Genomic DNA, 16,925 nt, shown 5'->3' with positions numbered 1-16,925 from the left:
TCTCTCTTTATCGTATTCTATTTTCAGGTCATCTGTCAAACTTCATAGAAAAAGAGCGCCAAGCGCCCTTTAGCGGTGATGCCTTATTTCAGAATGGCGTGTTCCACTTTGACACAACGATCCATAATGACAGTATAGCCTGCATCGCTGAGTCGATTAAAGACATTTTCATCTACTACATTTAGTTGTGTCCAAAATACAGGACACTCCATTTTCATAAATTCATTTGCGATATCTTCTAGAAACTCACTGCGCCTAAACACGTTAACGATATCTACTTTGCCCGGAATGTCACTTAACGAAGCATAACTTTTCTCACCCAGCACAACATCTGCTAGTGGATTTACCGGAATGATACGATATCCTGCTCGTTGCATAGATTCTGAGACGATATAGGAAGTTCTGCTAGGGTTTGGGCTAAGGCCAACAACCGCAATGGTTTTTGCCTGATCGAGTATTTTTTTAATTTCTACACGGCTAGGGTTGTTCAAAATCATCACCTGTCCTTTTTATTCTATCATACACGATTTTGTTCTGTCTGTTGAATAATGTGTCGTCTATTGTTTAAAGAACTTCAGTCATGGTAAACTAAAACTACAAAATAAGCTTGTTGTAAAGGAGTTCCTCATGACGATATTGCTGCCTATTCTATTAGCTTACCTGCTTGGCTCGATTCCTTCTGCCTTATGGATCGGAAAATTATTCTATAACACAGACATCCGTACAAAAGGAAGTGGCAATTTAGGAGCTACAAATACCTTTCGGACACTCGGAAAAAAAGCAGGAATTGTTGTAACAATACTAGATATCTTAAAAGGAACAGCGGCTACACTAATTCCTTTTTATATCGCTACTGATATTCACCCCTTATTACTTGGTGTCATTGCTGTTATTGGTCACATTTATCCCGTGTTTGCTAAGTTTAAAGGAGGCAAAGCAGTTGCCACTTCTGGCGGCATTTTGATCGGTTATCAATGGCCATTGTTTATTATGGCGGTTGCTGTGTTCTTAGTTGCATTAAAAATCACAAAAATGGTATCATTATCTTCAATTATATTGGCGGTCGTTTTTATCGTTTACATTTCCATTTACACAATTTTTTCAGCAGATTACTTGTTTATGGCCGTGATTTATGTTTTAGCGCTATTCATTATTTTCCGTCACCGCGCCAACATTACCCGAATTCGAGCTGGCACGGAACCCAAAATCAGCTGGATGTAACCAGTGGAAGGACGTGTAATATGCAAATTAACATTAGCAACGACGCTCTCGATTGGTTTAAGAAAGAAATGGAAGTCGTATCGGGGGAAGCTGTTCGCTTTTTTGTCCGGTACGGCGGTTCAAGCAAACTGCAGCCTGGTTTTTCATTGGGAGTCACAAAAGATCAACCAAATGAAATAGCAGCCAAAGTAGAGCAAGATAAAGTTATTTACTTTGTTGAACAAAACGATGTTTGGTATTTTGATGGACACAATCTTGATGTCAGTGTTAACGATGACTTACACGAACTCGATTATTCATACACAAAATAAAAAAGCATGAGCTATTCATGCTTTTTTATTTTGCAGTTTATTCAGTTGCTCTAAATGGCCCTCACGTTGCAAAATTTCACGTTGGCGTTCGCCAAACAAATCAAAATGCGGATAATCCCCCCGTAAATCCATCCATTGACGTTGCAACCCGTACTGTTTCCCCCAATTTTCCAACTTATTTAAGTCGCAGCACCCCACTTTTGTGACCGTACTGCATCCTGGGAAACGATCATCTACCCAATAATGAGTCAAAAATGAAATTTCACCGCTCTCGACTCCTTGTTTCCAACATTCTAGTTCGTATCGTTTAATTCCGAACGCCATCTGGCACCTGCTTTTTGATTTCTTCGTATTTTTTATGCCATTCGGGGTTAACTTTTTGAATAGAAATCGGTCGGAATGACTCTTTTTTAACAACAATATGCTCAGACATTGCGGTTGCGGCAATTGTTCCGTCTTCGTGAATGATTTCATAGCCGTATTTTGTCCGCAAACGGCCGTGCTCCTCTACCCATGTTCGCACAAACGCTTTTTGGCCATATCGTAGAGCTGCCTTGTATTGAATGGAGATATCCATTACGGGTGATAGGTATCCATCTTTCTCCATACCAGCGTATGTAAAGCCTATATCTTCAATCAACTTGGTACGTCCTATCTCTAGCCAAATAATATAATTGGCATGATAGACGACGCCCATTTGATCGGTTTCTGCGTAACGGATTTCAATTTCTTTTTCACTTATAAACATGTCTATTTCACCTCTTTATCAGTATACAAGAAATTTCTTTTTGGTTGTACCAAATCAATTTCTTTAACTCCTTGGCTACAGCAAATAACCGATTACAAAGAGAAATAAGCTGTCGGGAAATTCCCCGGCAGCTTATTGAGTTGGTTCTTATACTTCTAGTAATTTGTTACGTAGCACCATTTGCAAGATACCGCCGTGACGGAAATAATCTACTTCCACTTCAGAATCAAAGCGTGCGAGTACTTGGAACTCCGTTACATTACCGTCTTCAGCAGTAGCTGTAACCGTAAGAACGTCGCGTGGTTTCACGTCATCAGTCAAGTTAACACTGATTGTTTCGCGTCCAGTTAATCCAAGAGAATCTGCGCTTTCGCCGTTAACGAATTGTAATGGTAGAACTCCCATCATTACAAGGTTTGAACGGTGAATACGCTCATAGCTTTCTGCGATAACTGTTTTGATGCCTAAAAGGAAGGTTCCTTTAGCTGCCCAGTCACGAGAAGAACCCATGCCGTAATCTTTACCAGTCAAGACTACAAGTCCTGTGCCTTGCTCCTGATACTTCATCGCTGCGTCATAAATCGCCATTGTTTCGCCCGTTGGCCAGTAAGTTGTGTACCCACCAGTTGTATCTGGTGCTACTTGGTTACGGATACGGATGTTCGCAAATGTTCCGCGCATCATAACTTCGTGGTTACCACGACGAGATCCGTAAGAGTTAAAGTTACGAGGCTCAACGCCGTTCTCGCGAAGATATAAACCTGCTGGCGTATCTTTACCAATCGCACCAGCTGGTGAAATATGGTCAGTCGTGATAGAATCTGCAAATTTCGCAACTACACGTAAGCCAGACAACGCTTGGATTGGAGCCGGTTCTTTAGAAAGTCCTTCAAAGAATGGCGGGTTTTGGATATATGTTGAGTTTGAATCAAATGCATACAATGAATCGTCATTTGTTTCAATCGCATTCCATGCTTCGTTTTCGTTAAATACATGCTCGTATTCTTTACGGAACAATTCTGGAGTAACCGTATCTTTCACTGTTTTCTTGATTTCTTCAGTTGTTGGCCAGATGTCTTTGAAGAAGACATCTTTACCTTCTTTGTCTTTACCAATTGGATCTACTGCAAAGTCGATATCCACTGTTCCAGCAAGTGCATAAGCTACAACTAGCATTGGAGATGCCAAGTAGTTTGCTTTGACAAGTGGGTGAATACGTCCTTCAAAGTTACGGTTACCAGACAATACAGACGATACCAGTAAATCGTTATCAAGAATTGCTTCTTCGATTTCTGGAAGCAATGGTCCTGAGTTACCGATACATGTTGTGCAGCCATATCCGACTAAGTTAAAGCCGATTTGGTTCATGTAATCTAGTAAACCAGAATCGTTCAAGTAACCAGTAACGACTTTAGATCCTGGAGCTAATGAAGTTTTCACATAAGCAGGTGGCGTTAATCCTTTTTCTACTGCTTTTTTCGCTACTAATCCAGCACCTAGCATTACGTATGGGTTAGAAGTGTTTGTACAAGACGTAATCGCTGCAATTGCCAGTGCACCGGTCTTCATTTCAGCAGTTCTGCCGTCTTTAAAGTTAACCGTTGCTGTTTTCGCAATTTCAGCTTCATCTAATGCAAAACCATGTGGCCCTTCTTCGCCTGTTACAGCTTTGTTGAACTCAGTTTTCATTTGAGATAACGGAATCAAATCTTGTGGACGTTTCGGTCCTGCAAGGTTTGGTTCGATTTCAGTAAGGTCAATTTCCACAAGGTCTGTGTAGATTGGTTCTTCGTTATCGACTGTAAAGAACATGTCGTTTGCTTGCAAATAGGTTTTTGTTACAGCAATTTGATCTGCATCACGTGCAGTTAAACGCATGTAATCAAGTGCTTCTTCGTCTACTGGGAAGAATCCGCAAGTAGCGCCGTATTCTGGAGCCATGTTGGCAATTGTTGCACGGTCGGCAAGTGGCAGTGTTGTAACACCAGGGCCGAAGAACTCAACAAATTTACCAACTACACCTTTTTTACGTAATGTTTGCGTCACTTTTAATGCCAAATCGGTAGCTGTTGCACCGTTTGGAAGTTCGCCTGTCATTTTAACGCCGATAACTTCTGGAATTGGGAAGTAAGAAGGTTGTCCAAGCATTCCCGCTTCAGCTTCAATACCACCAACGCCCCATCCAAGAACTCCGATTCCGTTAATCATTGTTGTATGAGAATCTGTACCAAACAATGTATCAGGGAAAGTTTCGAATGTGCCATCTGAGTTTTCTACAGCATGAACAACGTTTGCCAAGTACTCAAGGTTTACTTGGTGAACGATACCAGTTGCTGGTGGAACTGCACGGTAGTTATCGTATGCTTTTTGAGCCCAGCTAAGGAACTGGTAACGCTCGGCGTTGCGCTCAAATTCAAGCTCCATGTTGATACGAAGTGCATCTTGTGTCCCGTAGTTATCAACTTGTACCGAGTGATCAATTACAAGATCAACTGGAATTTCAGGGTTGATTTTGTCCGGGTCTCCACCCATTTCAGCCATAGCTGAACGAAGTGCAGCCAAATCAACGACTACTGGTACGCCTGTGAAATCTTGCAAGATAACGCGTGAAGGTTTGAATGGAACTTCTGCCTCTTTGTTCGCATCTTTGCCCCATTTTGCTAATTCTTCAACGTGCTCGTCTTTGATAACATATCCATCATGCTGACGCAATACAGATTCCAATAGAACTTTAATCGAATAAGGAAGGCGTGATACTTTAGCGATCCCTGCTTCTTCTAATGCAGCTAAACGATAATAATTATACGTTTTGCCGTTAAGCTCAAAAGAAGTGCGGCTGTTGTGCAAGCTGCTCTTTGCCATATGTGTGTTCCTCCTTTGAATCTTCTGAAAAGCCCGTGGTAGCGCTTCTCTCCTCTTCTATCATACCGAATGCAGGAGCATAAGTAAATTACATTAAAATTATAGAATGTGATAAGTTTTTTGAATGACTATTCTTTTTCGCCATCAAGTTTTCTTAAGGTCTTCTCTAACTGCTTAAAGTGGCGCTTTTCATGCAGTCCAACAAATGGAAACCATTGGCTCAGTGGAACTTTTCCGAATACCGGATGATCCATTGATTTTTGTGCAAGTTGTTCCGGCGTTGCTAAGCCATATACTTCGTACAAGAAATTATGCGAGTCATTTAATCGTTTTTTCATTTCTTCTAGTGTGACAAAATCGCTCGTAGGAATAACATTTTTGGGCGCCTCCACTTTAAACGACCGATTGGCTGTTAATGCAATTGGTTTTTTAAGAGCTTTTTCACTGGCATCGTTTTTAAGTTCTAGGGAAACACCTTTTGCAACTGTCGTTTCCATAAGTTGAAGATGATCTAAAATCTGAAGAGCTGACCATTCTTCCGCTGATGGTTTCTGGTTTAGTTTTTCATCCGTCATCCCTTCTACTGCCTGAAGAATTTGATTTCTGATTTTCGCATTATCTTCTTTGAACATGTTTTTTCCACCTTTTTTGTCTGATTGCCTATCTCTCTTAACATACCCTAATCTATTCGAATTATATACATTGTTTCGGAACGATTTCCTTGTTACCTACAACAACGCGATACATTTTCCCTAGTTGATCGTGGTACTGCGATCAACTAGGGAAAATACGTTCTATTTTTCTGAATTAATGGTATAATTTAAGGAAATCCATTTAGAAGAGGTGACGCATAATGCCTTATGGTTATGAAAAATTCCGACTGGATAACGGCATTAGTCCGAATACGGTTGTTCATGAAGTCCAATTGATTCGCTCGCTCTTCGCTTTTCTGAGACATACCTATAAAAAACCGGTAGAACCGCATGACATCCGTCCTTCTGATATCCAACAGTTTCTCCAGGACCAGCATGCATCAGGTATTAAAGACAGTACGTTGAACCGCAAACTAATTTACATTAGAAGATGGTTTGATTATATGTGGCAAATTGGACGCATACCAAACGATTTTATGCCCAAATTTAAATTTAATCGAAAGCTTGACTTGACGCCTTCTGATATCTATTTAAATTATGAAGATTTGCTGAAAAAGAAAGACGCTGTGCTGCAAACTGACAGTTTGTCGTTAAACGCCAAAATTCTCTATATTTTATATCTACGTGGCCTTCGCCTTCGAGATATGGTTACCATCGATGTTGATAATTTTGATGACCGCAATGGACAACTGACTTTAATCGTCGAGAAAAAAGACGGCTATCAATGCCGCCTAGAATTTTTAGACAAAGAGATTCCTGTCATGCTTGATGGAATCGAACGTGCTGTATTTCGTGGTACGCCGTATTTATTGTCATCTAAAGTGAAAAACGAATACACCTTATTTCAGATGGGCTCGCTATCTGATTACACAGAAGCACTATCCTCTTTTGTTGGCATGCCCATGCGCTCTGGCGATATCCGCTTTGCTTATGTTCATTATCTCTATTCAGTGAAACATAAAAACTTGGAAGACATTCAAGAAATACTTGGCGTCTCGATTGACTCAGCATCGCGTATCCTCAAAGACTCGCTCGTTCGACTGAAAAAAAGAGAAAGTGGCACAAATTAAAACAGCCTATCCCCGTGTAAATAGGGATAGGCTGTTTTACTAGTTCCAATCATGTGAAAAAACCAAAGTCCAAAGCAAAATTTAAAATAAGCAATGTATGAATTGCGACAAAAACCATTGCTTGTCTATTCAATTTCTCAACATTTTCGTATTGCATATGGACCACCCTCTCTTCTTAATAGTCTGATTATACTGAAAAGTGATTACAATAGCAAGGATTTTTTCTCCAAAGCGAGCTGCAAAAATTAACTATTTGAGTGTTGTTCGCAAGCTTGCGGTATACTTATAGTTACTTGCGAAAGGAGTGCATACTATGAAAAAAGCATTGTTGGTAGTAGATTACACAGTAGATTTTGTAGCAGATGATGGGGCCTTAACATGTGGAAAACCCGGGCAAGTTATTGAAGAGAAAATTTGTTCCTTGACTGAGGAATTTCTAGAAGATGGCGAGTTAGTAATCATGCCGGTGGATTTGCACGAAGAAAATGATGCCTTTCACCCAGAAGCAAAACTGTTTCCTCCTCATAACATAAGAGGAACTTACGGTCGCAAATTATATGGACGTCTTGCAGATATTTATGAAACACATAGTGAAAAGATCGTTTGGATGGATAAAACTAGGTATAGTGCTTTTGCTGGTACTCATTTGGAGTTACTTCTACGCGAACGAAAAATTGAAGAAATTCATATTGTTGGCGTCTGTACGGATATCTGCGTATTACATACAGCAGTCGATGCGTACAACAAAGGTTTCACCATTTATATTCATGAAAAAGGGGTTGCAAGTTTTGATCAAGCGGGGCATGACTGGGCTTTGCGCCACTTCAGCACAACCTTAGGCGCGCATCTTTTATAAGTTTTTTATGTTTTTATGTTTCAAATGTCCTGAATAAGGTTATATCTAAAGTGTAGCAATTATACATTACCTTAAAAGGAGCTGGAAAAAATGGGTTTTATTTTATATCTAATTATGGGTGGTATCATCGGTTGGATCGCAGGAATGATTCTTGGTAAAGATGTACCAGGCGGCATCATTGGTAACATTATCGCAGGTATCGTCGGTGCTTGGTTAGGCGGATTGATTCTTGGAGATTTAGGTCCAGCTATTTGGGGCGTAGCGATCATCCCAGCATTAATTGGTGCTTTGATCTTCGTATTTGTACTAAGCCTGATTATGGGTTCTATGAGAAAAAGATCATAAAACTTACTAAAAAAGAGTGGACAATTGTCCACTCTTTTTTTCTTTAATTAAATTCTTCTTCATATAACCGATAATAATGAAGGACATCCGCTACATATTCATCACTGTGATTGTATTGAAAAATAGCATTCTCTAAATCGCCTTCAGCCGCACCATTTTGTGATAAATAATTCGCAGCACTGTAAAGAGAGTCCGCTAAATTATATGGATCGGCAATGCCGTCTCCATTGCCATCAACTCCGTATCCACCATAATAGGCAATGACGTCGAGATTTGTTTTATCTTCTTCACTAATATCGCCTTGGCCTTGACCTGAACAACTGGGATGGCTCCACCCGACAAATGTACAAGGCATAAATTGCAAATGTCCTTCTGCACCAACTGGCGATAATAACGGATCCATCGTTGAAAACCTAGTTTCAATCCGGTGATGAGCTGCCAGTAACGTCCAGGGGATGTTATAGGCGTCTGCCGCTTCTTGATAAAGCGGAATGTTTTCTTCCGGTACTTTGAGTTCGATCAAATGGCTTGGTGCTTCTTTTATTTTGTCAACTACTGAAGTTGCATTAAAAAGCATAAACAGGAGGACCCCAACCGTCGCTATAACGACCGCTGCAGGGATAAACAAAATCAGACAACCTAGTTGACGCTTGTATTTTTTGGGTATTTTCTTTTTTTTCATTTCTCCACACCTAATCATTCCTTTGTTTTAGTGTAGCATATCTGCTGTTGCAATACCTTTTCTCGTCAATAGACTGCTTATATAAAAGCTGAAAATAACTTTAATTTTCTGAATACTTCTGATAGAATTATTCATTAGGACAGGAGGTGAAAATTATGTGGGAAGATTTCAAGAAATTTGCTTTGAAAGGAAATGTTCTCGACCTTGCTGTAGCGGTGGTTATTGGAGCTGCTTTTGGGAAAGTCGTTTCTTCTTTAGTTGAAGACATCATTATGCCAGTAGTTGGCATATTAGTAGGCGGAATAAGCGTTGAAAATTGGAGTTATACATTTAACGATGTTGTTTTAAATTACGGTTTATTTATCCAATCGATTATTGACTTTTTCATTATTGCTTTCTCTATCTTTATGGTGATCCGTCTCTTTACAAAAATGAAACGCAAGAAAGATGTACCTGCTGAGGAAGAACCAGAAGTGTTGGACAAAACGCAGGAAATCCTTTTAGAAATTAGAGATCTCTTAGGTAAAGAAAAAAAAGAACTTTGACTAAGCCTTGATCTATAAAGTCACAAACACTAAATTCAGAACACAAAAGGAGTGCCCATTCGTTTGTGAATGGGCACTCCTTTTATATTAATCGTTGCTTCAAAAAGATTTTTTAAAAGTAAGTCCACTTATTTTCAGCCCCACTAAATCTCACCGTATAGCCAACGTCAAAACAAGCTAAACAACAAAATTTTAATTTAACTTTATTATTTTCAACAAAAAACATACCTTCTCTAAAGTCCTGAATATCCAGAATTCTTCAAGAATTGATATGTTTTAAAGCTTTAATTTTCTTCGATTAATTTGCCTAAGTCTTTTTTAATATCTTCAACGGGTACATCTTCAAAGCCGTCGTAGTTATTAACGACAACCCCTTTTTGGTCCACTAGATAAAAATTAGTACCGTGTATGACCTGATCACTCTCAGGGTCATTTCGGACAAATGAACTAAAGTTATTTTTTGCAAAATCAGTGATTTCCAGTTGGGTATAGCCTGTTAGCAAATGCCATTTCGATTCATCTGGAACCGAATACTGAGCCAAATAGTTTTGCAGCGTTTCAGGTGTATCCACGACCGGATCAACGCTAAATGCTACAATTTTATAATCTTCCAAACCCGATGCAGCCAACTCTTGTTGAATATCGCTTAAATTGAAGGTCATCGGTGGACAAACCGTCGTACAATTTGTAAAAACAAAAGTCGCTAGCCAAGGCGTTCCTTTTAAATCTTCTAAGCTCACTGAATCTCCACGTTGATCTGTATAAGAAAAATCTTCAATTGTAGAACTACCACATGCTGATAATAGCAGCACCAAACTTACTAATGCTGAAAAAGAAATAAATCGCATAAAACTGCCTCCACTCTTTCATCTCTTTCATCATAGCGAAAGTATAGAAACAGCACAATACATGTTAAACCGCCATTGTCACGATTTTGTGAAATCAAGACAGCTTTAATGTGATGAGTGCATCGTGAATGGCGACTAATTTCGCTTCCACACGGTGCATCAAATAAAAAGATACAAAAATAGGGAAACCAAGTTCTTGAACCCATTGCATCCACTCAGCCATAAGCTTTACCTCCTCATTCATCTGATAAAAAAAGCTCTCCCAAATTAGGAGAGCTTCGTGATTATACTTCGTATTCTAATACATTTCGTTCGATGACTCGTGCACCTTTTATCGAAGTGAAAGAAGAACCTTCGACTTCAAAGACGTTTTGTGTGATGATTGCTTGCATACCTGTCAGCAATTCCGCATCTGTCACATTCGCACGCGGCTCATCTACGGTCAACGTCACATCTTTTCCTGCAGCAGTTGTGAAAATCAATTCTAATGTTTTTGCCATCTGTACTCCTCCTCAAAATAATTACTGATAGATTGTCATTGCGGATTGTTTTTCAACATCCATCAATGTCTTCGTTCCGAAATTCGTCAAGACAGCGGCTGTTTCAAAGATTCCATCTGCAGCTGCTGCTTCTTTGACATTATGGTACGATTTAAACTTTCTCTTTACTTTGCCGTTAACATCCAACCCATTATCGTAGGTAAAACGAATGCTAGCGTTCTTAAAATCACTAAAGGCCATGTTCTTCACCTCCTTTCATTCGCTATATAGACACAGATAGAAAAAAGAGATACATTTTTGATGAATTTCTTTCTAAATCCTTCTATAATAGAAGTAATGGAAAAATGAGGTGAAACAATATGGAACTGAATGGCTGGTTTTTGTGGTTTATCCTATTTTGGGTATTCGTACTGGTAGGACTTTTTGCCATTGGTGGATATTTCATGTTCAGAAAGTTTCTGAAGTCTATGCCGAAAGAAGACGGACTTTCAGATTTGAACTGGGAAGAATACTACGTTGATAAAACGATTCATTTATGGGGCGACGAAGAAAAGGCAATGTTAAACGAGCTGGTTCAGCCGGTTCCTGATTTATTTCGTCCGGTAGCAAAACAGAAAATCGCCGGCAGAATCGGTCAGGTTTTACTTGAAGAAAAAGCTAAAAAAATGAAACTCGAGCATATTATCCGTGGGTATATCCTAGCAACCCCAAAGCGAGATCATAAATTTCTGCGAAAAAAACTAGCAGAACTTAAAATTGATGTAAGTCCGTACGAACAATATTTTGAACAGTAAAAAGCGCTACTCCCTTAAGTGGGAATAGCGCTTTTGTTTTTTGCTGCGATTTTTTTATATTGCCAAAGCATTGAAATTCGCCACGGCCAAAGCATACCAAAGGCCAAAATCCAGAACATGCCTGCTAGTTCGCCAATGTCTATACTCGAACTCAAAACGACTTTCCCAATAACTCGTACTAGCAATAGCCCGAACAAGATAAAGACAAAGGCTTTTGACTTTTTCAAGTAAATATCTCCATCACGGACTTCAAATCGGGAAGTCCATATTAAGACAGTTGAAAAAAGAATGCCTACTGCTAGCGCCTCGAGAATCTGCATGGGCGGAACGCGAAAAAACGGAAAGATGAACATCAATGCACCGGTTGACATAAAAAATGGCGGCAAAATGATTTTCTTGACCGTCGCCGGTTTTTTTGCCGATTTTGTACGGATAAACATTGCCAGCAAACCCATCGCAAAAGCACCGACCGTTGAAACGATCAAATACACTTCGGCAGGGATTTGATCAAACATTTAAACTCTCCTCCAACCCATTTAATCGGTGACGTAACTCATCGATTGGCACAAATCGTGCAAAACGGTTTATTTCTTTTCCTTGTCGGAACAATAAAACGACAGGTGCTGTAAAAAGCATCAGCTGTCCTGCCAATTCTGGCATTTCGGCAGCATTGACCAAATAGAAAGGCGTTTTATAATCATCTTCAAAATCTTCAACTTGAGGACGTAAGCCTTCACAAACTGAGCAATTGTCTGTTTTGACAAAAAGTAAAAATGACTGTTCTTCACTAATTTTAGATTGATATTCTTCTATCTTTGTAATGGTTTCCATCATTTCCACCTGCCTAACGTCAATTTAAAACCCTTGGAAATCACCAAAAATTGGACTTAGAATACGAATTAGATACGTCATACCATCAAAAAACAATAGTATGCCCACACCAATCATAACATAGCCACCAATTTTCATGATTTTTTGGTTATGCTTACGTAACCAACCCATGCGGGCGACAAAGAACGATAAGACGAAAAACGGAATAGCAAAGCCAAGAACATAGGCCAACATATACCAAACACCAGATCCTGGATTAGTGGCAGCAAGAGCATAAATAGCTGCAGTGATAGGCCCCGTACACGGTGTCCATCCGGCAGCAAACGCTAACCCGATAACGAATGTTCCTAAAAATCCAGACGGACGATTCTTAAACGAAAACTTGCGATCTTGCATAAGGAATTTCGGTGAAAAGACACCCACAATCATCAACCCAAATAGAACAATAAAGATAGCACCTATTTGACGGATCAAGTCATCATAAAGGACAAACCATTCATAGAAAAACGATGTACTGAAACCGAGTGCAATGAATATTGTTGAAAATCCTAGTAAGAAAAATAGAGTATGATACATCCCTCGTCGTTGCATAACTTTTTTATCGTTCTTTATTTCATCCATCGTCATACCCGTTATATAGGATAAAAATGCAGGATACAAGGGCAATGTACATGGCGAAATAAAACTTAAAAAGCCAGCACCAAAAGCCAAAAATAAATTAATATCAGATGCCACTAGTAATTCTCCTTCCTGTGTTCTTCTCATCTTACCAAATTTAAAGATGAAACACTGCTCTAGCACCTGTGAAATCTTTGTGGACAAATAATCTATTACAACCCTCTATTTTTTCCACGAGATTACTTGCTGCTTGCTTACTTCTAAGAAAAGTAAGCAAGCTCTCGTCTTATTCGCAAGTAATTCTGATTTTTTGTTGTTAGCGTTTTTTGGTTTTTTGCTATTATACTTATGTAATTTACTACATAGTAAGTAAAAATACAGCTACTTTATGAAGTATTTTGGTCACACCAAATATTCGGGTGTTAGAGTTTCTTCATTACTACCCAACTAATAATGCGCGGAGGCAACACACCGAGGAATGCGACAATCTTCAATAAAAATATTCCTAGAGCATATTGTTTTTTCCGTTCTTTAAAAAACCCGCCTAATTCCAAAAATACGCGTATTACACAAAAAATAGAAGCCGATTTTCCAAGGGGAAGAGGAAAATCGACTTCTATGGACCGACAGCGAGTACCAATCGCTAGCGGCTCTATAGGGAATGGACTGTTTACCCGATGAGTTGCTTGGCAAGTCCCAATTGATGATGTACTTGTTCAAAACCTGTGCCTCCCAGTGAGTTTCTTCTCTCGACTGCAGTTCTCGGCTTTAAGGTATGGTAAATGTCTTCATCGATTAGCGAACTTGCTTGTTGAAGGTCAGCAAGTGGCAAATCTTTTAAGAAATATCCACGCTGAATGCAAGTGAAAACGAGTTTCCCGGTCACGTCATGCGCTTCTCTAAACGGCATCCCTTTGGCAGCAAGATAGTCCGCCAATTCGGTAGCATTCGAAAAATCCATGTGTACCGCTTTTTCCATAGATTCTGTACGCACTGTCATGGTCCGGATCATGCCTTCAAAAATCGGCAAAGAACCCAGTAAGGTATGGACCGTATCAAACATACCTTCTTTGTCTTCTTGCAAGTCTTTGTTATAAGCCAGTGGCAGGCCTTTCAATGTCGTCAGCAAGCCAAATAAATTGCCGTAAACACGTCCCGTTTTTCCACGTATTAATTCTGCCATATCGGGATTTTTCTTCTGCGGCATAATACTTGATCCTGTAGAGAACGTATCATCTAACTCGATAAAACGAAATTCCTCACTCGACCATAGAATAATTTCTTCCGCAAAACGCGACATGTGCATCATCAACATCGACGAATTGCTAAGAAATTCCAAAATAAAGTCACGGTCACTGACAGCGTCTAAACTATTTTGATAAACAGTTGAAAATCCTAGCAGTTTTGCTGACATTTCGCGGTCAATCGGAAAAGTTGTTCCCGACATCGCTCCCGCTCCAAGCGGTGAAATATCGATGCGTTTCAACGATTCTGTTAACCGTTCTTTATCGCGCTGCAACATCCAAAAATACGTCATCAAGTGATGACCAAAAGAAATGGGTTGTGCACGTTGAAGATGCGTATAACCTGGGACAATCGTTTCCACATGCGCTTCCGCTTGCGTGACAATCGCATCTTGGAAAGCCGTAACGGCATCAATAATTTCGCCAACACGATTTTTCAAATACAAATGCATATCTGTCGCTACTTGGTCATTCCGACTTCTGGCTGTATGCAATTTACCGCCAACTGGACCTATTTCATCGATCAACTGTTTTTCTAAGTTTAAGTGGATGTCTTCATTTGATACGCTAAACTCCAAATCCCCGTCTTGCGCTTTTTGTTTAAGTGTCGCAAGACCAGACAAAATAAGCTTTGCATCTTCTTTAGAAAGAATTTCGCAAGCAGACAGCATTTTTACATGCGCCGTGCTGCCTTCCAAATCTTCCATGACCAACTTTTGGTCATAAGCAATGGAAGCACCAAATTCATCGACCCACTGTTCGGCCGATTTTTGAAAACGGCCGCCCCACAGTTTGGTCATGCTTTCACCTTCTCTTTTAAGTCTTCAGGAACTGCCACTTCTTTTTTGTTGACCATAGAGTTCACAACTGTCGGAAGACCCCATAACTCAATAAAGCCAACTGCAGACGCGTGGTTAAATGTATCATCTGTCGAGTACGTCGCTAATTGTTCATTGTAAAGTGAATTTGCTGACTTACGTCCTTCGATTATGGCATGACCTTTAAACAACTTCACACGCACAGTTCCGTTAACAAACACTTGCGTTTCTTTTAAGAACGCTTCAAGTGCAACACGTAACGGAGAGAACCACAAACCTTCATAAATTAATTCAGTCAATTTTTTCTCGATTACTGGTTTGAAATGAGCCATTTCTTTCACCAACGTAATATCTTCCAACTCTTTATGCGCTGCGATTAATGTCATCGCTGCAGGAGCTTCATATACCTCACGAGATTTGATCCCGACTAAACGGTTTTCAATATGGTCAATTCTGCCGACACCATGTTTCCCAGCAATCTCATTTAGTTCTAAGATCAATTTAGAAAATGAGTACGAAATACCGTTTAATTGAGTTGGAACTCCGTTAACGAATTCGATTTCAACAATATCCGCTGTATCTGGTGTTGTTTCAAGAGAATTTGTAATGTCATAAGCTTCTTCTGGTGGAGTAGTCCATGGGTTTTCCAATACGCCACATTCGTTGGCACGTCCCCATAGATTTTGATCGATTGAAAATGGGCTATCCAAATTCACTGGGATTGGAATATTATGCAGTTTTGCATAAGCGATTTCTTCATCACGTGACCATCCCCATTGTCTAACTGGTGCTACAACTTCAAGATTCGGGTTTAACGACTTGATCGAAACTTCAAAACGTACTTGATCATTGCCTTTGCCCGTACACCCATGTGCTACTGCAGTTGATCCAGTTGCTTCTGCAATTTCAACTAATTTTTTTGAAATCAGTGGACGAGACAAGGCAGACACCAATGGATATTTCCCTTCATACAATGTATGAGCTTGCAACGAGATTAATGCATATTCATCTGCAAATTCGTCTCTTGCATCAATCATATAACTTTCAACCGCTCCCACTTGAAGCGCTTTTTGTTTAATAAAATCCAAATCTTTTCCTTCCCCGATATCCAGGCACACAGCGACAACGTCGTAGCCTTCTTCTTTGAGCCACGGGATGGCCACCGATGTATCTAATCCACCTGAGTATGCGAGTACAATCTTTTTAGTCAATATGAAAACCTCCAATGTATTTTTATGCAAATTATTATATGAATATACACATAATATCATGGATATTTAGTAAGTGCAACACATACGAGCAGAAATTTTCAAAAAAAAAAAGCAGCCGCAGCTACTTTTTGATTACTCATTTAGTTCTCCACTTATAGTATATTCATGCGTATCAAGATCGATACGCACTTCAGACATTTTTCCTGCCTCCATATTGCTGAACAAAAATCCGATTTCGTTGTCGCGAACAATTGGTTGCCCCATCATAATCAATTTTGGCAATTGCTCGCCATTGATAAATGCTTCAAGTGCTTCTGATTGTTTGACAGAATCCTCGTCCGTTAGAATCGTAATGGTTTCCGCCTCTCCTTGCATAGGAAAAGACTCTGCAAGCGGACCTTGATAGTCCATGCTAACTTTCATCCCTGTACGAATATCACGAATTACACCTTCAGTCGTTTTAGCGCCATCACTTAACTGAACGTTAACATCTTCAGGAATGCTGAAATAGATATTATTGACAAGGATGCTTTCTCCATCGACTTGAGTGATAAATCCTTCTTCTGTCATACTTTTTTGTTCGACTGCCATCTCCGGTTCGTCTTTTTCTTTTGTTTTAGCCGGTTCAGTTTCTTCATTTGAGCATGCTGCAAGTAGCAGGATACTAGCTAAAAATAAACTCCATTTTTTCAAAGCTACCCATTCCTTTTCCTGTAAATTCGTGATGTCTACACTGTTCAATTAATTTTACCTGTTATACGAAATAGT

General features: G+C 39.6%; 23 protein-coding genes. 7 read left to right on the top strand and 16 right to left on the bottom strand.

What is annotated here, in order from left to right; all coding sequences use genetic code 11:
- Positions 1-83: 83 nt before the first annotated feature.
- On the bottom strand, positions 84-497 hold the full coding sequence (locus AJGP001_RS08185; protein WP_058385454.1) for a CoA-binding protein: 414 nt from the start codon (positions 495-497) through the stop codon (positions 84-86).
- Positions 498-627: 130 nt separating this feature from the next.
- Between AJGP001_RS08185 and plsY the strand changes: the two genes are divergently transcribed.
- Positions 628-1,221 carry a glycerol-3-phosphate 1-O-acyltransferase PlsY gene (gene plsY / locus AJGP001_RS08180; protein WP_058385455.1) on the top strand — a complete coding sequence of 198 codons (594 nt, stop codon included), beginning with the start codon at positions 628-630 and terminating at the stop codon, positions 1,219-1,221.
- Between the two features lie 20 nt (positions 1,222-1,241).
- Positions 1,242-1,532 carry a HesB/YadR/YfhF family protein gene (locus AJGP001_RS08175; protein ID WP_058385456.1) on the top strand — a complete coding sequence of 97 codons (291 nt, stop codon included), beginning with the start codon at positions 1,242-1,244 and terminating at the stop codon, positions 1,530-1,532.
- A 15-nt stretch (positions 1,533-1,547) separates the two neighbouring features.
- Here AJGP001_RS08175 and AJGP001_RS08170 read toward each other — a convergent pair whose 3' ends face one another.
- The 4 genes from AJGP001_RS08170 to AJGP001_RS08155 all read right to left on the bottom strand — a co-directional run bounded on the left by AJGP001_RS08170 (position 1,548) and on the right by AJGP001_RS08155 (position 5,774).
- Positions 1,548-1,856 (bottom strand): hypothetical protein, encoded by a 309-nt coding sequence (locus tag AJGP001_RS08170; RefSeq protein WP_071154030.1) that lies wholly within the window; start codon positions 1,854-1,856, stop codon positions 1,548-1,550.
- Positions 1,840-2,280, bottom strand: a complete 441-nt coding sequence (locus AJGP001_RS08165; protein WP_058385458.1) for an acyl-CoA thioesterase — start codon at positions 2,278-2,280, stop codon at positions 1,840-1,842. Before AJGP001_RS08165 ends, AJGP001_RS08170 begins: the two co-directional genes overlap by 17 nt.
- Before the next feature lie 147 nt (positions 2,281-2,427).
- Positions 2,428-5,142, bottom strand: coding sequence for an aconitate hydratase AcnA (gene acnA, locus AJGP001_RS08160; protein WP_071154029.1), 2,715 nt, complete (start codon positions 5,140-5,142; stop codon positions 2,428-2,430).
- Positions 5,143-5,270: 128 nt separating this feature from the next.
- A complete protein-coding gene (locus AJGP001_RS08155) occupies positions 5,271-5,774 on the bottom strand; it encodes a DinB family protein (protein ID WP_071154028.1) in 504 nt (167 codons plus the stop codon).
- Between the two features lie 221 nt (positions 5,775-5,995).
- Between AJGP001_RS08155 and AJGP001_RS08150 the strand changes: the two genes are divergently transcribed.
- The 3 genes from AJGP001_RS08150 (at position 5,996) to AJGP001_RS08140 (ending at position 8,066) form a co-directional block, all read left to right on the top strand.
- Complete coding sequence (locus tag AJGP001_RS08150; protein ID WP_071154027.1) at positions 5,996-6,865, top strand: tyrosine-type recombinase/integrase; 870 nt, start codon at positions 5,996-5,998, stop codon at positions 6,863-6,865.
- A gap of 313 nt (positions 6,866-7,178) precedes the next feature.
- Positions 7,179-7,721, top strand: a complete 543-nt coding sequence (locus AJGP001_RS08145) for a cysteine hydrolase family protein (protein ID WP_071154026.1) — start codon at positions 7,179-7,181, stop codon at positions 7,719-7,721.
- Between the two features lie 90 nt (positions 7,722-7,811).
- Entirely contained in the window at positions 7,812-8,066 is a 255-nt protein-coding gene (locus AJGP001_RS08140) for a GlsB/YeaQ/YmgE family stress response membrane protein (RefSeq protein ID WP_071154025.1), read from the top strand.
- A gap of 43 nt (positions 8,067-8,109) precedes the next feature.
- On the opposite strand, the gene AJGP001_RS08135 is transcribed toward AJGP001_RS08140, so the two are convergent.
- A complete protein-coding gene (locus AJGP001_RS08135) occupies positions 8,110-8,748 on the bottom strand; it encodes a lytic transglycosylase domain-containing protein (RefSeq protein WP_071154024.1) in 639 nt (212 codons plus the stop codon).
- A 155-nt stretch (positions 8,749-8,903) separates the two neighbouring features.
- Here AJGP001_RS08135 and mscL point away from each other — a divergent pair, with 155 nt between their 5' ends.
- Positions 8,904-9,293: a large conductance mechanosensitive channel protein MscL gene (mscL, locus tag AJGP001_RS08130; RefSeq protein WP_058385465.1), complete on the top strand. Its 390-nt coding sequence runs from the start codon at positions 8,904-8,906 to the stop codon at positions 9,291-9,293.
- A gap of 284 nt (positions 9,294-9,577) precedes the next feature.
- On the opposite strand, the gene AJGP001_RS08125 is transcribed toward mscL, so the two are convergent.
- From AJGP001_RS08125 to AJGP001_RS08110, 4 genes are all read right to left on the bottom strand, one after another.
- Positions 9,578-10,141 (bottom strand): SCO family protein, encoded by a 564-nt coding sequence (locus AJGP001_RS08125; RefSeq protein ID WP_071154023.1) that lies wholly within the window; start codon positions 10,139-10,141, stop codon positions 9,578-9,580.
- 94 nt (positions 10,142-10,235) lie between these two features.
- A complete protein-coding gene (locus AJGP001_RS08120) occupies positions 10,236-10,364 on the bottom strand; it encodes a YvrJ family protein (RefSeq protein WP_078080368.1) in 129 nt (42 codons plus the stop codon).
- 61 nt (positions 10,365-10,425) lie between these two features.
- Positions 10,426-10,641 carry a DUF2922 domain-containing protein gene (locus AJGP001_RS08115; protein ID WP_058385467.1) on the bottom strand — a complete coding sequence of 72 codons (216 nt, stop codon included), beginning with the start codon at positions 10,639-10,641 and terminating at the stop codon, positions 10,426-10,428.
- A 21-nt stretch (positions 10,642-10,662) separates the two neighbouring features.
- Positions 10,663-10,881, bottom strand: coding sequence for a DUF1659 domain-containing protein (locus tag AJGP001_RS08110; RefSeq protein ID WP_058385468.1), 219 nt, complete (start codon positions 10,879-10,881; stop codon positions 10,663-10,665).
- Between the two features lie 119 nt (positions 10,882-11,000).
- Here AJGP001_RS08110 and AJGP001_RS08105 point away from each other — a divergent pair, with 119 nt between their 5' ends.
- On the top strand, positions 11,001-11,435 hold the full coding sequence (locus tag AJGP001_RS08105) for a DUF2621 domain-containing protein (protein WP_058385469.1): 435 nt from the start codon (positions 11,001-11,003) through the stop codon (positions 11,433-11,435).
- Between the two features lie 14 nt (positions 11,436-11,449).
- On the opposite strand, the gene AJGP001_RS08100 is transcribed toward AJGP001_RS08105, so the two are convergent.
- The 6 genes from AJGP001_RS08100 to AJGP001_RS08075 form a co-directional block, all read right to left on the bottom strand.
- Positions 11,450-11,950, bottom strand: coding sequence for a CcdC family protein (locus AJGP001_RS08100; protein WP_071154022.1), 501 nt, complete (start codon positions 11,948-11,950; stop codon positions 11,450-11,452).
- Positions 11,943-12,266: a thioredoxin family protein gene (locus AJGP001_RS08095; protein ID WP_071154021.1), complete on the bottom strand. Its 324-nt coding sequence runs from the start codon at positions 12,264-12,266 to the stop codon at positions 11,943-11,945. The genes AJGP001_RS08100 and AJGP001_RS08095 overlap by 8 nt, the downstream gene beginning before the upstream one ends.
- A 24-nt stretch (positions 12,267-12,290) precedes the next feature.
- Entirely contained in the window at positions 12,291-13,001 is a 711-nt protein-coding gene (locus AJGP001_RS08090; RefSeq protein WP_058385472.1) for a cytochrome c biogenesis CcdA family protein, read from the bottom strand.
- 553 nt (positions 13,002-13,554) lie between these two features.
- Positions 13,555-14,928 carry an argininosuccinate lyase gene (gene argH, locus AJGP001_RS08085; RefSeq protein ID WP_071154020.1) on the bottom strand — a complete coding sequence of 458 codons (1,374 nt, stop codon included), beginning with the start codon at positions 14,926-14,928 and terminating at the stop codon, positions 13,555-13,557.
- Positions 14,925-16,157: an argininosuccinate synthase gene (locus AJGP001_RS08080; RefSeq protein WP_058385474.1), complete on the bottom strand. Its 1,233-nt coding sequence runs from the start codon at positions 16,155-16,157 to the stop codon at positions 14,925-14,927. Before AJGP001_RS08080 ends, argH begins: the two co-directional genes overlap by 4 nt.
- A 132-nt stretch (positions 16,158-16,289) precedes the next feature.
- Entirely contained in the window at positions 16,290-16,850 is a 561-nt protein-coding gene (locus tag AJGP001_RS08075; RefSeq protein ID WP_058386911.1) for a DUF3221 domain-containing protein, read from the bottom strand.
- Positions 16,851-16,925: the final 75 nt, after the last annotated feature.

This window comes from Planococcus faecalis (genome assembly GCF_002009235.1).
In the GTDB taxonomy this organism is placed as follows: Bacteria; Bacillota; Bacilli; order Bacillales_A; family Planococcaceae; genus Planococcus; species Planococcus kocurii.
This window is presented reverse-complemented; position numbering and strand designations above follow the sequence as displayed.

Coding starts and splice junctions, on each gene's coding strand:
- AJGP001_RS08185 (WP_058385454.1), bottom strand. CDS start 497: ATGATTTTGAACAACCCTAGCCGTGTAGAAATTAAAAAAATACTCGAT.
- plsY (WP_058385455.1), top strand. CDS start 628: ATGACGATATTGCTGCCTATTCTATTAGCTTACCTGCTTGGCTCGATT.
- AJGP001_RS08175 (WP_058385456.1), top strand. CDS start 1,242: ATGCAAATTAACATTAGCAACGACGCTCTCGATTGGTTTAAGAAAGAA.
- AJGP001_RS08170 (WP_071154030.1), bottom strand. CDS start 1,856: ATGGCGTTCGGAATTAAACGATACGAACTAGAATGTTGGAAACAAGGA.
- AJGP001_RS08165 (WP_058385458.1), bottom strand. CDS start 2,280: ATGTTTATAAGTGAAAAAGAAATTGAAATCCGTTACGCAGAAACCGAT.
- acnA (WP_071154029.1), bottom strand. CDS start 5,142: ATGGCAAAGAGCAGCTTGCACAACAGCCGCACTTCTTTTGAGCTTAAC.
- AJGP001_RS08155 (WP_071154028.1), bottom strand. CDS start 5,774: ATGTTCAAAGAAGATAATGCGAAAATCAGAAATCAAATTCTTCAGGCA.
- AJGP001_RS08150 (WP_071154027.1), top strand. CDS start 5,996: ATGCCTTATGGTTATGAAAAATTCCGACTGGATAACGGCATTAGTCCG.
- AJGP001_RS08145 (WP_071154026.1), top strand. CDS start 7,179: ATGAAAAAAGCATTGTTGGTAGTAGATTACACAGTAGATTTTGTAGCA.
- AJGP001_RS08140 (WP_071154025.1), top strand. CDS start 7,812: ATGGGTTTTATTTTATATCTAATTATGGGTGGTATCATCGGTTGGATC.
- AJGP001_RS08135 (WP_071154024.1), bottom strand. CDS start 8,748: ATGAAAAAAAAGAAAATACCCAAAAAATACAAGCGTCAACTAGGTTGT.
- mscL (WP_058385465.1), top strand. CDS start 8,904: ATGTGGGAAGATTTCAAGAAATTTGCTTTGAAAGGAAATGTTCTCGAC.
- AJGP001_RS08125 (WP_071154023.1), bottom strand. CDS start 10,141: ATGCGATTTATTTCTTTTTCAGCATTAGTAAGTTTGGTGCTGCTATTA.
- AJGP001_RS08120 (WP_078080368.1), bottom strand. CDS start 10,364: ATGGCTGAGTGGATGCAATGGGTTCAAGAACTTGGTTTCCCTATTTTT.
- AJGP001_RS08115 (WP_058385467.1), bottom strand. CDS start 10,641: ATGGCAAAAACATTAGAATTGATTTTCACAACTGCTGCAGGAAAAGAT.
- AJGP001_RS08110 (WP_058385468.1), bottom strand. CDS start 10,881: ATGGCCTTTAGTGATTTTAAGAACGCTAGCATTCGTTTTACCTACGAT.
- AJGP001_RS08105 (WP_058385469.1), top strand. CDS start 11,001: ATGGAACTGAATGGCTGGTTTTTGTGGTTTATCCTATTTTGGGTATTC.
- AJGP001_RS08100 (WP_071154022.1), bottom strand. CDS start 11,950: ATGTTTGATCAAATCCCTGCCGAAGTGTATTTGATCGTTTCAACGGTC.
- AJGP001_RS08095 (WP_071154021.1), bottom strand. CDS start 12,266: ATGGAAACCATTACAAAGATAGAAGAATATCAATCTAAAATTAGTGAA.
- argH (WP_071154020.1), bottom strand. CDS start 14,928: ATGACCAAACTGTGGGGCGGCCGTTTTCAAAAATCGGCCGAACAGTGG.